The sequence below is a fragment of the Halolamina pelagica genome (assembly GCF_900115675.1).
Taxonomy (GTDB): Archaea; Halobacteriota; Halobacteria; order Halobacteriales; family Haloferacaceae; genus Halolamina; species Halolamina pelagica.
The window spans coordinates 158,615-172,859 of sequence record NZ_FOXI01000002.1; the positions used below are offsets into that span (position 1 = coordinate 158,615).

General features: G+C 70.7%; 15 protein-coding genes. 7 read left to right on the forward strand and 8 right to left on the reverse strand.

Annotated features, from left to right (window positions below; genetic code table 11):
* Positions 1-10: 10 nt before the first annotated feature.
* Complete coding sequence (locus tag BMZ83_RS03470) at positions 11-409, reverse strand: hypothetical protein (RefSeq protein WP_049981331.1); 399 nt, start codon at positions 407-409, stop codon at positions 11-13.
* 95 nt (positions 410-504) lie between these two features.
* Between BMZ83_RS03470 and BMZ83_RS03475 the strand changes: the two genes are divergently transcribed.
* Positions 505-684: a hypothetical protein gene (locus BMZ83_RS03475; RefSeq protein WP_074875676.1), complete on the forward strand. Its 180-nt coding sequence runs from the start codon at positions 505-507 to the stop codon at positions 682-684.
* An 80-nt stretch (positions 685-764) separates the two neighbouring features.
* On the opposite strand, the gene BMZ83_RS03480 is transcribed toward BMZ83_RS03475, so the two are convergent.
* Positions 765-4,274: a UvrD-helicase domain-containing protein gene (locus BMZ83_RS03480; RefSeq protein ID WP_074875678.1), complete on the reverse strand. Its 3,510-nt coding sequence runs from the start codon at positions 4,272-4,274 to the stop codon at positions 765-767.
* A complete protein-coding gene (locus BMZ83_RS03485; protein ID WP_074875680.1) occupies positions 4,271-6,313 on the reverse strand; it encodes a PD-(D/E)XK nuclease family protein in 2,043 nt (680 codons plus the stop codon). The genes BMZ83_RS03480 and BMZ83_RS03485 overlap by 4 nt, the downstream gene beginning before the upstream one ends.
* 130 nt (positions 6,314-6,443) lie before the next feature.
* Between BMZ83_RS03485 and BMZ83_RS03490 the strand changes: the two genes are divergently transcribed.
* The gene (locus BMZ83_RS03490; RefSeq protein ID WP_074875682.1) at positions 6,444-7,436 is read left to right on the forward strand and encodes an asparaginase; all 993 of its coding nucleotides are present in this window, start codon (positions 6,444-6,446) and stop codon (positions 7,434-7,436) included.
* A gap of 41 nt (positions 7,437-7,477) precedes the next feature.
* Here the strand turns inward: BMZ83_RS03490 and BMZ83_RS03495 are convergent, their stop codons facing one another.
* The 4 genes from BMZ83_RS03495 to BMZ83_RS03510 form a co-directional block, all read right to left on the reverse strand.
* Positions 7,478-8,458, reverse strand: coding sequence for an AAA family ATPase (locus BMZ83_RS03495; RefSeq protein ID WP_074875684.1), 981 nt, complete (start codon positions 8,456-8,458; stop codon positions 7,478-7,480).
* Between the two features lie 132 nt (positions 8,459-8,590).
* On the reverse strand, positions 8,591-9,148 hold the full coding sequence (locus BMZ83_RS03500) for a hypothetical protein (RefSeq protein WP_074875686.1): 558 nt from the start codon (positions 9,146-9,148) through the stop codon (positions 8,591-8,593).
* Between the two features lie 79 nt (positions 9,149-9,227).
* The gene (locus tag BMZ83_RS03505; protein WP_074875688.1) at positions 9,228-9,989 is read right to left on the reverse strand and encodes an enoyl-CoA hydratase/isomerase family protein; all 762 of its coding nucleotides are present in this window, start codon (positions 9,987-9,989) and stop codon (positions 9,228-9,230) included.
* A gap of 24 nt (positions 9,990-10,013) precedes the next feature.
* Complete coding sequence (locus BMZ83_RS03510; protein WP_174955747.1) at positions 10,014-10,646, reverse strand: helix-turn-helix domain-containing protein; 633 nt, start codon at positions 10,644-10,646, stop codon at positions 10,014-10,016.
* A gap of 101 nt (positions 10,647-10,747) precedes the next feature.
* Here BMZ83_RS03510 and BMZ83_RS03515 point away from each other — a divergent pair, with 101 nt between their 5' ends.
* From BMZ83_RS03515 to paaE, 5 genes are read left to right on the forward strand one after another with little or no spacing between them, the layout of a single operon-like run.
* Positions 10,748-11,692 (forward strand): Phenylacetic acid catabolic protein, encoded by a 945-nt coding sequence (locus BMZ83_RS03515; RefSeq protein ID WP_074875692.1) that lies wholly within the window; start codon positions 10,748-10,750, stop codon positions 11,690-11,692.
* Positions 11,693-11,694: 2 nt separating this feature from the next.
* Complete coding sequence (locus tag BMZ83_RS03520; protein ID WP_074875693.1) at positions 11,695-12,213, forward strand: PacF protein; 519 nt, start codon at positions 11,695-11,697, stop codon at positions 12,211-12,213.
* The gene (paaC, locus tag BMZ83_RS03525; RefSeq protein ID WP_074875695.1) at positions 12,213-13,040 is read left to right on the forward strand and encodes a 1,2-phenylacetyl-CoA epoxidase subunit PaaC; all 828 of its coding nucleotides are present in this window, start codon (positions 12,213-12,215) and stop codon (positions 13,038-13,040) included. Before BMZ83_RS03520 ends, paaC begins: the two co-directional genes overlap by 1 nt.
* Positions 13,033-13,485, forward strand: coding sequence for a 1,2-phenylacetyl-CoA epoxidase subunit PaaD (paaD, locus tag BMZ83_RS03530; protein ID WP_074875698.1), 453 nt, complete (start codon positions 13,033-13,035; stop codon positions 13,483-13,485). The genes paaC and paaD overlap by 8 nt, the downstream gene beginning before the upstream one ends.
* On the forward strand, positions 13,482-13,649 hold the full coding sequence (gene paaE / locus BMZ83_RS16735) for a 1,2-phenylacetyl-CoA epoxidase subunit PaaE (RefSeq protein ID WP_166623250.1): 168 nt from the start codon (positions 13,482-13,484) through the stop codon (positions 13,647-13,649). Before paaD ends, paaE begins: the two co-directional genes overlap by 4 nt.
* A gap of 23 nt (positions 13,650-13,672) precedes the next feature.
* Here the strand turns inward: paaE and BMZ83_RS03535 are convergent, their stop codons facing one another.
* Positions 13,673-14,149, reverse strand: coding sequence for a MaoC family dehydratase (locus BMZ83_RS03535; RefSeq protein ID WP_074875700.1), 477 nt, complete (start codon positions 14,147-14,149; stop codon positions 13,673-13,675).
* Positions 14,150-14,245: the final 96 nt, after the last annotated feature.

Genomic DNA, 14,245 nt, shown 5'->3' on the forward strand with positions numbered 1-14,245 from the left:
ACGGTCCGCGCTACGAGATCAGCTCCGCGCTCTCGGTGGAGAGCTCGACGGTCACGTCCTCGGTCGCGTGCTGCTGGATCTGGTCGATGTTCCGCGTGAGCACCTCGAGCACGTCCTCGGGCTCGGGGTAGACCAGCATGTTGCCGTCGTCGTCCTCCATCACCAGCTGGGTGTCGGAGAGTTGGATCTGGCCGTCCTCGATCGACGCGACGATCGCGGGGAGCGCCTCCGAGCCGCCGGGCTCACCTTCCTTCACTTTGGTGATGTAGAGGCTGTCCATCCCGATCAGGTCCTTGTACTCCCGGACCCGCTCGGCGGCGCTGACCATGTCTCGGGTCACCGCCGTCTTCTCGGGGTTCCCGTGTTCGCCCTCGTAGCAGTGTTTACAGACCCGCAGTTCCATCCGCATACACCGGCCTGGGGGATGGGGGCGGATATAGCTGTTCACCTCGGCCGATCGTTCGCGGTCCGGGGAATTATGGTGGATGGGCTGTAACGAGGAGTATGGCGAGTGAGTTAGTCAACATGGCCTACGCGTGGGCGGGCGTCGTCGTCGCCGTCGCCGGCGTGTTCGGCACGATGACGGTGACGGAGGGTCCCGAAGAGAACAACACGGCGTCTGGCGCGACGGCGATCGCCGTCGCAGTGTTCACCATCGCGCTGGTCGCGTCGCTGACGCTCTGAACCGGGGCGTCTTCTCTCGACTCCCTGTTCGGGAGCGGTTTCGCCGGCGTTAGGCCCACTCATACCCCGTGAACCGGCGCCTACTGCTGACAGTTCCACCGGCGGTCCGCGAGTCGATCAAGCCGATCGCGCACAGCCGCCTCGCCAGCGGTGACGACGGTCGTCTCTCGGTGTGCGCCGACGGTCGTGACCGTCGCCGTCACCGAAGTTCCCTCCTGTCGCTCCAGGAGCCACGCGTACGTCGCCGCCTGTAGCTCGTAGCGGTCCCGGAGGTCGGGCTCGGGCGGCCGTAGTCCGATCTTGAGTTCGTCGACGTGCCACTGGCCGTCCCGGTCGACGGAGACCACGTCGGCGCGACCGCCGACTTCGACGGCTAGCCCGGCCACGCGGACGACCGCGTCGAGTGGCTCCTCGACGTACCGCTGCCGGCTCGCCACCAATCGCTCGTACACCTCCGTCTCTGCCAACTGCGGGCAGAGTGTCCCTTCGACGTAGCGCCGTAACTGCTCGCGCTCGTCGGACGCGACCCCACGGGCGTGCTCGCGAACCGCGCGGTCCAGCGCAGCGGGCACTGGCCCCTCGCAGTTTCGGAGCGTCCCGGCGTCGACGCCCGCCGAGAGCGCGGCTGCGAACACGTCGTGGGCCACGTCGCCGACGACCTCCGGCCCCATCGTCTCGAAGGAGAGCGGCACGGTGACGCCGTCCTGTTCGGCGTGGAGCGCCTGCCCGCTCAGGTGGGCCAGCACGCCCGCCTCCGGCGCCGCCGAGAGCTCGTACACCGTGCTCGGGTTGACGAACCGCGGCGTCCAGCCCCGATCAGCGAGGGGATCGGGGCCGTCGACGGTCGCCGGCTCGCTCGCCGCCGCACCGGTCGGTTCGGGCGTCCCGCCCGCCGCGCGGTGAACGGCCACCGTCAACGGGTCGTGTTCGCCAGGGGTGGCGACGGTGTACTCGTCGGGTCGCTCGGCGTCGAACGCCAGCGCGTCCCGAAGCGTGTCGACCCAGCGGTCCCGCGGCGTCGGCGCCGAGCGCCGGCCGGGCAGCGGGAGCACGAGGTGGTCCCGCGCCCGCGAGAGCGCGACGTACAGCAGGCGCCAGCGCTCGGCGCGCGCGGCCGCGACCGGGCTGCGAAGCGGCGGTGCCCCGGCGAGGCGGGACGGGTCCGCCTCGACCCACTGCTCGCTCGCCCAGCGCAGTCCCGCGTCGCCGTCGCCCGGCGAGGCGTCGGGGTCGTACGGCCCGTCGGCGAGCACCGTCCCACCGAGATCGGGGTAGTCGTCGCCGAGGTCGATCTCCGGCGGCGCGAGCGCGACGTGGCGGCCGTGGGCGACGAACTGATCGAGATAGGCGCCGTAGCGACCGAGTCCGGTACCGAGATCCGCGACTGCGACCACGTCGTCCTCGTCGCCCTTCGCGCCGTGGATGGTGCGGAAGGTCACGTCGGCTTCGGCGGCGGTCGGGAGGCTCGGACCGCTCTTCGGGTTCCGCCGTGCGTGATCCAGCGCCGCCGCGAGTTCGGCCAGCGAGAACGTCCGGTCGCCCTCCCAGTCGGCGACGACGCCCACCAGTCGGTCGAGCACGGCCGCGTGGTCGGCCGCCGTCGCGCTCTGGTCCAGCGGGTCGGCCGCGAGCGAGAGCGTCTCGATCACGTCGCTCACCACGTCCGCGCCGGCGGCGGCGAGGTGGTCGGCGCGTCGGCGCGCGAGGTCGGCGAGTCCGTCGACGACCGCGGCGTTTCCGCCGCGCATCGACCCGGCGTCAGCGACCGCAGTGATCGACCAGTCCGCCCGCATAAGTTTGTCGACGAGCCCCGTGACCGGCAGGTCGTCGTCGTTGACTAGCCGCAGCGTCGCTTCCTGGGTCGTGGGGGCGCGGAGCCAGTCGACGACTGCACAGACCGCGCCGACGAGCGGGTGGTCGAACAACGCGCGGCTGGTGTCCCGGACCGAGAGTCCGGCGTCGGCGAAGGCGTCGACGTAGGCGTCCATGTGGGTGCGGCGGTGGAACAGCACCGTGACGCCCGGGTCCTCGCCGTCCTCGCGCTCGAAGCGGTCGGACGCCAGCCCCGTCGCGATGCAGTCGGCCAGCGCCTCGGCCTCACCGAGCCCCTCCTCGGGATCGACCCACGTCGGCGAGCCGGGGCGGCCGTGCTCGGGGAACGCGGCGACGTGGACGCTCGGCTCGGCCGTCGACCCGCGAACGGCCGAGAGGGGTTCGTACGGCCCGATCTCCCGCTCGTCGGCCGCGGCGTCGGCGGCCCCCCGGGTCGGATCGGTGAACACCGGCTCGAAGACGGTGTCGATCGCGGCTGCGATCGCCGGGCGAGGGCGGTACGTCCGGGTCGCGCTCCGGCGTTCGTGGGTCTCCCAGTCGATCCCGAAGTAGCGGCCGTCCGCCGCCGCGGCGTCGAACAGGCTCGGCTGTGCGTTGCGCCAGGCGTAGATGCACTGCTCGCGGTCGCCGACCAGCAGCACGCGAGTGTCGGCGTCGACCAGCGGCGCGAGCGCGTCGTGCTGGGCTCGCGAGACGTCCTGTGCCTCGTCGACGATCACCGTCGAGAGTCGACCGGTCCAGCGCTCCCGCAAGCGCTCGCGGAACGGGCTCTCGTACCCCCCGCTCTCGAAGAACGTCGCGATCCAGTGGGCGACGTCGACGTGGGCCAGCACACCGGACGCCCGGCAGGCCTCGTCGTAGGCGTCGAGGTAGGCCGGCAGCACCGTACAGAGCGCGTCGACGGCCTCGAACCAGCGGTCGTGGCAGTCGGCGTCCGCGTCGACGACCGTCCCCGCGTCGCCCGCCGGATCAGCGTCCAGTTCTCGTTCGACGGCCGCGCGTTCCTCGGCGCCGAAGAAGCGCTCGGTGTCACGCAGCACCGCCTCGAGCGACGCCGGCGGGCCGTCGGGGTAGGTGCCCGAGACCGCCGCTTCCAGTCGCTCGCGGAGGTCGGGGACCGAGAGCCGACGTTCGCGACAGGCGCTGCGAGCGGCCGCCAGCAGTCCGGCGGTGTCGGCGTCGTACCGCCCGCCGGGGTAGCCGTCGTCGAGCGTCGCGAGCGCCGCCGACAACGACGCGTCGCTCCGAACCGCGTCGAGCGCGTCGCCGTGGACCTGAGCGAGGGCGGCGCTGTCGCCGACTTCCGGTACCTCGTCGAACCCGACCTCGCCGGCCACCGCCTCGAAGACGGCGCCGAGCACGCTGTCGATGGTGCCGACGCGGTCGCTCCCGCGGAGCACGCTCCCCAGTTCGGACGCCGTCTCGTCGTCCAGTCCCACCGGTGCCTCCGGGTCCTCGGCGAACCCGCGGAGTGCCCGCTCCACGCCCGGGAGGATGCTCGCGGCGTCGTCCCGGGAGAACGAGGTGAGACAGAGCGTCTCCGTGGGGCTGTCGACGCCCGCCCGGGCCTTCCGTGCGAGGTCCTCCGCGGCGACGCTATCGGCGGTGACGGACTTGCCGGCCCCCGGACCGCAGTCGAGCACGAACAGCCCCGACTCGGCGGCGAAGAAGGCGTCGCGGATCTCGGCCTGGGCCCCTTCAAGTCGGCGGTAGCCGTCCCCATCCGGGCCGGCTCCGACCGACTCCTTATCGGTCATCGCGCAGCACCCCCGTCGGCGGCGAGGGCGTCCGGGAGCGTTCCCGTCGCAAGCAGCGACTGCGCCGCCGACTCGTCGACGCGCCGGGTCGGCACCTCCGCGAGTAGCGGCGAGCGCTCCCGCGTGGTCCCCTCACGGTCCCGGCGGTAGCGCGTGCAGGCCAGCGTCTCGGTCGCGGCGCCGAAGCCGCTGGCGAGGTGGTCCACCTCGCGGGCGGCGGTCCACCGGCCGGGGACCGCCAGCCGACAAGCGGCGGCGCTGTCGCCCGCGACGACTGCCTGCCGGAGCGCGTCCGGGAAGACGCTCTCCACGCGGCGCGGCCAGACGCCGTCGACCAACCCCACGGCGACGACGTGGGGCGCTTCGCGGAGCCACGCGTCCGTCGCGTCGATCACGTCGACGGCGGCGGCGTTCGCGTGCTCCCGGCGGCCGGGTCGGGTGGTGACCACGCGCTCGGCGAGGTCGGCGACGGCCAGCCACGACCGCGGCACGTCGCCCGCGTCCAGCCACTCCCGGTACTTCGCGCGGGTGTCGGTGAGGAGCTCCTCGATCCGCGAGAGCGCGCGCGCGTACCGCGAGGTGCGACCGAGATCGGCGGCGTCGGACGCGAACACGGTGGGCAGCGCGACCTCCCGGCCGGCCTCGACCAGCGGCTCGAACGTCCGGTGGAGTGCGGCGGGCTCGGGCGCCGCCGGCTGGTCGTCAGCCCAGTCGAGGAAGGTTCGGAGGGGGGCCGCCCCCGCCGGGGCGAGTTCGCCGTCCTCGACTGTATCAGCGAGTCGGTCGCGCCACCCGTCGAGACTGCGCGCGGGCAGGTCGCCCTCGGTTCCCGTCGACAGGGCGGCGCGCAGGTCGCCGACGGCGTCGGTGTCGAGTGGCCACGCCGTGGCGTCTTCGGCCGCGGCAGCTGGGGGAACCCAGTGGAACTCGACCGGGGCGAGCAGCTCGTCGAGCGTGAGCTCGTCTCGGCCGAGCACTGTACAGAGTGCCGCGAACTGCCGGTAGAGGATCGTTCGGTCGACCGGGAGCTGGGCCCAGACAGCGAGGTTCACGCCGTGCCGGTCCGCGGCGCGCCTGAGCGGTCGCTCGTACTCGCCGGCGTCGCGGGCGACGACCAGCACGTCGCTCGGCGACGCGCCGTTGCGGAGGCGGGCGGCGACGACGGCGGCCGCGAGCCGCGCTTCCGCCTCGGGGGTGTCGGCGACGAGTTCCGCGGCCGCGGGCATCGGCGGGACGGCTCGCCCGCCGTCGTCGGCGTCGAGTTCGATGTCGTCGCCGAGCCGGTTCGGCAGTCGCTCGACGATCGCCGGCCCGGTACCCGGGCGCAGCGAGAGCGTCACCCCGACGCCGCCCGTGGCCGCGGCGCCGAGCAGTTCCGAGAGCGGGGCGTCGACGACGCTCACGCCGGCGACGGCGAGGCGACGCGCTTCGGGGAACGCCTCGCGCCAGAGCCCAGGGTCCTCCCGGAGCGCGCCGGCGGCGGCCGGCAGCAGCGTCTCGCGGGAGTGGACCGCGCCGGCGCGGTCGATCAGCCCCCGCTCCAGCGCGCGGACGCCGGCGACGACGTCGTCGGTGTCCCGTCCCGCGACTGCGGGCAGGTCGTCGGCGACCGCCGCGAGCGCGTCAAGTCGCTGCTCGTCCCAGCCGGTCAGCTCGGCGACGCGGCTGTGCGCCGCCGCGATCGTCTCGGCACGCGCGGGGAGGTCGCTCCCGAACGCGGCACGGAGTCGCTCGTTCGCCGCCGTGTCGCGCCGGAGGAGTGCCTCCACGTGTTTGAGCCGGTCGATGCGGTCGATCGTCTCGCTCGGGCTCCCGGCGGCGTCGAGGAGTTGGGCCGCGATCGCGGTCGCGTCGGTGAGCCAGAGGCTGCTCCGCGGGCTGGCGCGCTCGGCCAGGCGTCGCTTCAGGTTCCGGCGGTGGAGTCGTTCGGGCGTGACGACGAACTCGGCGGGTTCGGGGGCTCGATCCGCCCGATCGAGCAGTTCGTCGGGGTCGCCGACGACCGCCCGAACTGAGCCCGGGGCGCTGGTCTCGGTCATGCGGGGGAGATAGCTCCGACGTGGCTCCCGACCGGTAAGAATCCGTGGGACAGGGGCGGAGCCGCCACGCACTCGCGACAATATTCACCGGAATCCTGCGGTGTATCGCTCGTCGGCGTGGGGCACGAGCATGGAGATCACGGTACTGAGCACCGGCGGCACCATCGCCAGCACCGGCAGCGACGACGGCAAGACGCCGACGAAGGCGGGCGAGGAGCTGATCGAGGCCGTCCCCGGCCTGGGGGACCTGGCGTCGTTCACGGTCGAACGGGTCGCGAGCGTCTCGGGGTTCGACGTGACGTGGGACCGCGCGGGCGGGCTCCGGCGGGCCGCCGAGCGCGCAGCCGACACGTCGGACGGGATCGTCGTCACCCACGGCACCGACACGATGGCGGAGTCGGCGTACCTGCTGGACCTGACGACCGAGCTCGACGTGCCGGTGGCGTTCACCGGCGCGCAGCGACCGTTCGACGAGGTCGGGACCGACGGTCCACCGAACCTGCTCGCGGCAGTCCGGACGGTCACCCACGAACGGGTCGATTCGGGGACGTACCTCGTGTTCGACGACGAGGTTCACGCCGCGCGCGACGTGGTGAAGTCCCACACCAGCGCGCTCTCGACGTTCCGCTCGCCCGCGCGCGGCCCGGTGGGCGAGTTCACGCCAGCGGGGCTCAGGCTGTTCCGGGAGCCCCGGAGCTACTCGGCGTCAGCACCGACGGTCGACGAGGTCACGGCCGAGATCCCCGTCCTCACGTCCGGGCTCGGCGTGAGCGGGGAGACGCTCCGCCGGGTCGTCGACCTCGACGACGGCCCGGCTGCCGACGGCGTCGTCGTCGCCGGGACGGGGCTGGGAAACACGACCGGCTCGCTCTGTGACGCGATCGCGGACGCCCGCGAAGCCGGGGTTCCGGTCGTGATCGCGTCCCGATGCCACGAGGGCGCGACGGCGCCGCTGTACGGCGGCGACGGCGGCGGCACCACGCTCGACGGGCTGGGGGTGCTGTGGGCGGGTGACCTCCCGGCGTGGAAGGCACGGATCAAACTCGCCGTCGCGCTGGCGGCCGGCGACGACGGCGTCGACGGGTCGTTCTTCGAGCGCGGCCTCCGGGAGCCGGGGCGCTGAGGACCGGAGCGGAGAAACGGTCCGTCAGTCGATGATCGGAATCAGGCCTCGGGCGCGGCGTCGATGGTCGGCACCTCGACCGAGTCGAGCACGTCCTCGATCACGCTCGCCTTCTCGATGCCGTCGACCTGTGCCTCGGGCGTGAGCACGAGTCGGTGCGCCAGGGCGGGCCCGGCGACGGCTTTCACGTCGTCGGGCGTGAGGAACTCTCGGGAGCGAAGCGTCGCGTGGGCGCGGCCGATCTCGAACAGTCGCTGGGTCCCGCGGGGGGAGACGCCGACCTCGACGCGTCGGTCCTGTCGGGTCGCCCGAGCGACGTCGGCGATGTACTCCAGGAGGTCCGGATCGGCGTGGACTGACTCGGGCACCTGCTGGAGCGTCTCGACCATCCCGTCCGCCAGGACGCGATCGACGGTGGGTACCTGTTCGGTGCGGCCCGCGCGGCGACGGAGCAGTTCGATCTCGCCGTCGCGCTCGGGGTAGCCCATCGAGTCCTTCACCGCGAAGCGGTCGACCTGCGCCTCCGGCAGCGGGAACGTCCCCTCGCTCTCGACGGGGTTCTGGGTCGCGATCACGATGAAGGGCTCCGGGAGCTCCCGGGTCTCACCCTCGACGGTGACCTGCCCCTCGGCCATGGCCTCGAGCAGCGCCGCCTGGGTCTTCGGCGGCGCGCGGTTGATCTCGTCCGCGAGGACCACGTTCGCGAACACGGGACCGGGCTGGAACTCGAAGTCGCCCTCGTTCTCGTGGAACACGTTCGTCCCGGTGATGTCCGCCGGCAGGAGGTCCGGCGTGAACTGGATGCGGGAGAAGGAGAGCCCCAGTGCCGTCGAGACGCTCTGGGCGGTCAGGGTCTTCCCCGTCCCGGGAACGTCCTCGAGCAGGACGTGGCCGCGGGCGAGAACCCCCACCAACACGGTTTCGAGGAACTCGCGGCGAACGATCACGGCTCCCTCGATGGCGTCGAGCACCGCCGCACAGCGCTCGCCCGCCTCCGAGGCGGAGGGCGTGTCAGTCGTCATTCACCCGTAGGTGACGCCGGGGGCTCAAAGTTCCTGCCCTCGACACCAACGTGAACAGTCCACACGACGGCGCGTTCACGAACCTGGGAGGGTCGACCGATCGAGAGCGTCCGGGATCGGTTCCGGCGGCGGTCAGTCCCCGCCCCTGCGGCCCTCGATGTCCGATGCGATGCTGTCGAGTTCTTGCATGATCTCGGTGTCCGACGGCATCCCCTCCCACGTCCGGCCGTAGGTCACGAGGTTCAGGCCGATCGCTGTCCCAACGACGAGGTCCGCGTCCGGCTGTCCCCACTCGGCGCCCATCACGTCGAAGTCCGTCGCGAACGCGCTGGTCATCACCCACGAGTTCCACGTGTCCCCGCAACCGTCGCCGAGCAACGCGACCGTGCGCCGGTCGGCGATCCACTCCGCAGCCCGATTCGGGGAGCGTTCCGTGTCCCCGGGAACCACGACGACGCCGGCGTCGGACGGCTCACTCCCCGTTGGTACCGCGTCCGGCGCCGAGAGATCGACGCCGTCGTCGAGATAGACGCGCTGCCGGTCGAGCGCGGCGAACGGCTGCTCCGTGGGGCTCTCACCGAGGCCGCTACAACCGGCCAGTGTTCCTGCCACCGATACCCCCGCGGCGAGCAGCGCCCGTCGACGGCCGGAGATCGACCAGTCTTCGCTGTCTCCGATTTCGAGTCGCATGACGGGCTCGTTGTACAGCCCTCGGTAAATCGTTCACTGAGGCACAGGTCCGCGTTTCACCCTCGGCGGCGGCATTTCATCAATCGAAATCCGGTTTACGGCCCTCGCGGAAGGCGTCGACACCCTCCTCGTGTGCGGCTGTGTCGTAGGCCATCGACTGGAGTTTGGCCTCCCGTCGGAGCCCGTCGCGCCACTGGGTCCCGAGGCTGTCGTGGATCGCCTCCTTCGCGAGGCCGACGTTCGCCGTCGGGCGGTTCCGGAGCGTCTCGAGCAGGTCGTCGACGCGCGAATCGAGCTCGTCGTCCGGCACGGTTTCGTTGACGAGCTCCATCGCCGCCGCCTCGTCGGCGTCGACGAGGTCGCCGGTGAACGCGAGCTCCTTCGTCTTCCGGAGGCCGATCAGGTGCGGGAGGATCGCCGTCGCGCCCATGTCGGGGATCAAACCGACGTTGACGAACGTCGCCCCGAATCGGGCCGACTCGGCGGCGTAGGCGAAATCGGAGACCGCAACCAGCGACAGGCCGGCGCCGACGGCGTCGCCGTTGACCTTCGCGACGATCGGAACCGGCGCCGACAGGGCGTTCTCGGCGACGCGCCCGAACGTGGCCCGAACGCGCTCGTACGCTTCCGCAGTCGTCCAGTCCCGTTCGGCCATCGCGTCGATGTCGCCGCCGGCGCAGAAGGCCGCCCCGGCGCCGGTGATCACGGCGGCGTCGTGGCTCTCGGGATCGAGATCCCCGAGCACGTCGGCGAGTTCGGCGGCGACGTCGGTGGTCATCGCGTTGCGAACGTCGGGGCGGTCGAACGTGATCCGGTAGATGGCTTCGTCGGAGACTCGCATGCCCGTACTCGAAGGGGCGAGGCCTTAGTTCCCGTCGACGCCGAACAACTGCGAGAACAGCGCGCCCTGACCCCGGTGGAGGCGCTCGAGGAACGCGGACTTGCTGATCCCGATCTCGTCGGCGACATCGGTGGCGGTGACCTGCCGGGGAACGGCGAAGTAGCCCATCCCGGCGGCGGTCCGGAGCGCCTCGCTCTGTGCCGGCGTGAGGTCCCACCGCTCGGCGACCGCGGCGTCGCCCTCGGGCCCGAGTGCGTACACCCGTTCCAGTTCGACGCCGACGGTTCCGCCGGCGGTCTCCATCACGGCTTGCAGGATCTCCTGCCCGACCACGGCGCCGGTGAGCAGGGCGTCGCCGCGCTGGTAGCGCAGCGACTCCACCATGAAGCCCGCGCTGACGAGTTCGTGAACGACGCTGCGCTGCAGGGAGAGACACCGGTAGCTGTACCGGCCGTCGACGACCGCCCGGTAGAGGTACCGGATTCGGTCGTCCTCGTCGAGCAGACGGGTCAGGTCGTCGCTGGCCGCCGAACTGAACCGAAGCAGTACGTTGCCGTCGTCGCGCAGCAGCGGCGGCGCCACGTCGAGGGTGGCGTCGGCGGCCCGGCTCGCGTCCGCGAGGGGGGACTCCTCGCCCCTGATGCGGAACTCCGCCATCAGGCACTCGTCGATCATCGGCGGTGAGAGGCGTCCTGATTATTTAAAACCCGTCTATGGGCTGCCGAACCGGTAAGGTCGGGCGTCGGCAACGATCGACCATGAACATCGAGGAGGTCAAAGCGCAGGCGGGCCCCCGCGAATTCAGCCCGCGGGACGATCTGCCCCGTGAGTACCGCGAGGCGGCGACGCGGATGCTCGAGTTCCATGCCAACAGCGAGATCATGGGCGCGTACCTGGAGCGCCCGTTCATCCGGAAGGCACCGAGCTTGGAGCGCAAGATGGCGTTCAGCGCCAAGACGCAGGACGAGATCGGCCACGGCCAGATGCTCTACCGGGCGGCCGAGTCGCTGGGCATCAAGACCCGCGACGAGATGCTCGACGACCTCGCCAACGGCGACGGCAAGTTCCTCAACTGCTTCCACTACCCGATGGAGAGTTACGTCGAGACGCCGATGATCGCCTTCTTCGTCGACGGCGCCGCGATGCGCCGGCAGGCGACGCTGAAGTCCTCGAGTTGGGAGCCGTACGCCCACGCGATGGACAAGATCTGCTTCGAGGAGGGGATGCACGTGAAACACGGCGAGTCCATCCTGCGGGAGCTGATGAGCGGCTCGAAGCGGGAACAGGAGATGACCCAGGAGGCGTTCGAGGAGTGGTGGCCGCGCATCCTCCAGTTCTTCGGCCCGACCGACGACCAGAGCACCCACCACGACTTCGCCAGCGAGGTCGGCCTGAAGACCAAGTCCAACGACGAACTCCGGAACGCGTTCCTCAACACGTACATGCCGAAGGCGGAGAGGTACGGGCTGGAGATCCCCGACGAGCCACGTATCCGAGACAACGGCGACGGCACCTACGAGGTCGTGGAGGACGACCTCGACTGGGAGGAGTTCTTCACGGTGTCGAAAAACGAGTACGAGGGCAGTAAACAGCAGATCAACGGCCGTGCGCGAGCCCAGGAAGCCGTCCAGTGGGTTCGGGACATGATGGACAGTCAGGCGACCACCGGCGACGGCCCCAACACGCCACAGGCGGCCGACTGACCATGATCTGGGAAGTGTTCCGACAGGAGGCGTCCGGCGAACCGCACGAGCACTGTGGCAACGTCCACGCACCCGACCGAGTGATGGCCAAGCAGTTCTCGGTGATCCAGCACGGCCGTCGCAAGCCGACCCAGTCGCTCTGGGTCGCCCCACAGGGGAAAGTCAGCGGCGTCTACGGCGACGAGGACGCGGGCCCCGTCGACGGCGAAGTGACGTGGGAGGTGTTCCGGCAGGACAGGGCGGGCGGCTACCACACCCACTGTGGCGACGTGACTGCCGGGAGCGTCGACGCCGCGAAGGCGACGGCTGACGAACAGTACGGCGCCGACGACCCACACAGCCTGTGGATCGTCCAGTCCAGCTACATCGGCGAAATCACCGCCGACGAGGTGGCGTTCGGCGGCACCACGAACAAGGCCTACCGGTTCGCCCAGACGTACAACGTCGATCCGGCGGCCGAGGAGGTGGCGGCCTCCGAGAGCGAGCAGGTGGCGGCCGAACAGCGAGGAGGGAAGAACTGATGGCGACGACACGAACAGACCTCGGGAGTCCGGAAGAACTGAGCGAACGGGAACAGCGCGCCGTCGAGGCCCAACTGTTCCGGCTCGCCGACGACGAGTACATCCAGGCCGAGCGGTACACGTTCTGGCAGGTCCGCGCCCCCACGCTGGAGTCGGACCTCGCCGTCGCGAACAACGCCCAGGACGAACTCGGTCACGCCCGCCTCTGGTACGACGCCATCCAGATGTTCGGCTACACCGAGGAGTCGCTCCTCTGGGAGAGCGAGCCGGACGACTTCCAGCACAGCACCCTCGTGGAGCTGCCGTTCTCGGAGGGCGACTGGGCCGACGCGATCGTCCGTGGCTACCTCTACGACGTGGCCGAGGACGTCCGCCTGGCCGCGCTCGAGGACTCCTCCTACGAGGTCATCCGCAACCGAACTAGCCGGATCCAGGGCGAGGAAGACTACCACGTCGAACTCGCCCGGAGCTGGCTGGAGCGGATGGCCACCGACGAGGAAGCGAGCGAGCGCGTGCAGGCCGCACTCGATCGGCTCTACCCTTACGCACTCACGCTGTTCGAGCCTGTCGGCGACGTCGAAGCGGACATCGAGGAGCTGGGCATCCGCACCGCCAGCCTCGACGAGATGCGCGGGGAGTGGGAGGAGCGAATCACGGCGTTCCTCACCGACCTCGGCTTCGAGGTGCCGACCGACGCCGAGCCGGCGACGCCGACGGGGCGGGATAACCAGCACACCGACCACTGGCACGACCTCCACGAGGAGATGGTGTCGGCGTACCGCAACCTCGGTCGCCACGAGGCGACCAAACTCATGGACGATGAGTAGCGAGCCCGACGGCCCCGAGGAGTACGACCGCCCCCGGGCGGACGCCGAGGCCGCGCCGTGTGGCTATACTGACTACGAGACCAAAGAGCGGACCGCGGAGGAGGTGCCCGCCACGGGCGAGGGTGCCGAGGGCCTCGAACGAGAGGTCTGGGCGGCGCTCTACGAGGTGGAGGACCCGGAGATGCCCGTCAGCGTCGTCGACCTCGGGCTGATCTACGGGCTCGAACTCGACGACGGGAAAGCGACGATCGACATGACCCTGACCTACAGCGGCTGTCCGGCCCGGGAGATCATCCTCGAGGAGGTCGAGGAAGCGGCCGCGGGCGTCGACGGCGTCGACGACGCCGAAGTCCGGCTCGTCTGGGCGCCGGACTGGTCGCTCGATCTCGTCACTGAACAGGGGAAGGAAGCCCTGCGGGAGTTCGGAATCAGCGTGGAACGATGACGGAACGGGACCCAAGCGTCACGACAAGCGGCGAGACGACTGGCGCGGAGTGTCCCTACTGCGGCTCGGAGAACACCGAGCGCGAGCACCCGCGGGGGCCCTCGCGGTGTCAGTCGATCCACTACTGCAACGACTGCCTCCAGCAGTTCAAGAAGTTCGAGTAAGTCGTGGACGGTGGAGTGGCGGGCTACGCTGCGTTCTCGTCCGCGCCCTTCCGCTTGATCAGGAACTTCATGTCGCCCTCGAGGACGACCGTACCTTCCTGGTTCTCCATCACGCAGTCGAGCACGACCAGCCCGGCGTCCTCGCGGCTGAGCTCCTTCTTCTCGGAGACCTCCATCTCCAACTGGAGCGTGTCGCCGATGGTGACGGGGTTCGGGAGGTCCATGTAGTTCATCCCGAGGAACGCGACGGCGGTGCGCTCGACGATGCCGGTCCGGTAGACGAAGCCGGTCGCCTGCACGAACGTCATCGGCCCGTGGGCGATGCGCTCGCCGAACTCCTGGTCCTCGGCGTACTCCTTGTTGGTGTGCAGTTCGGTCCAGTCGCCGCTGAGCGCGGAGTGCATCACGAAGTCGGACTCCGTCACGGTTCGGCCGACGCTGATGAACTCCTCGCCGACCTCGAAGTCCTCGAAGTGGTGGGGCTCGTAACTGTACGCCATACCCCGGCTTCGGCCAGTCGCGGTATATAGCTCCCGGACGGCGGCGCCCGTGGGGGATCGTCGCCGTGGGCGTCGACGCCCACACGACCAGCAGTC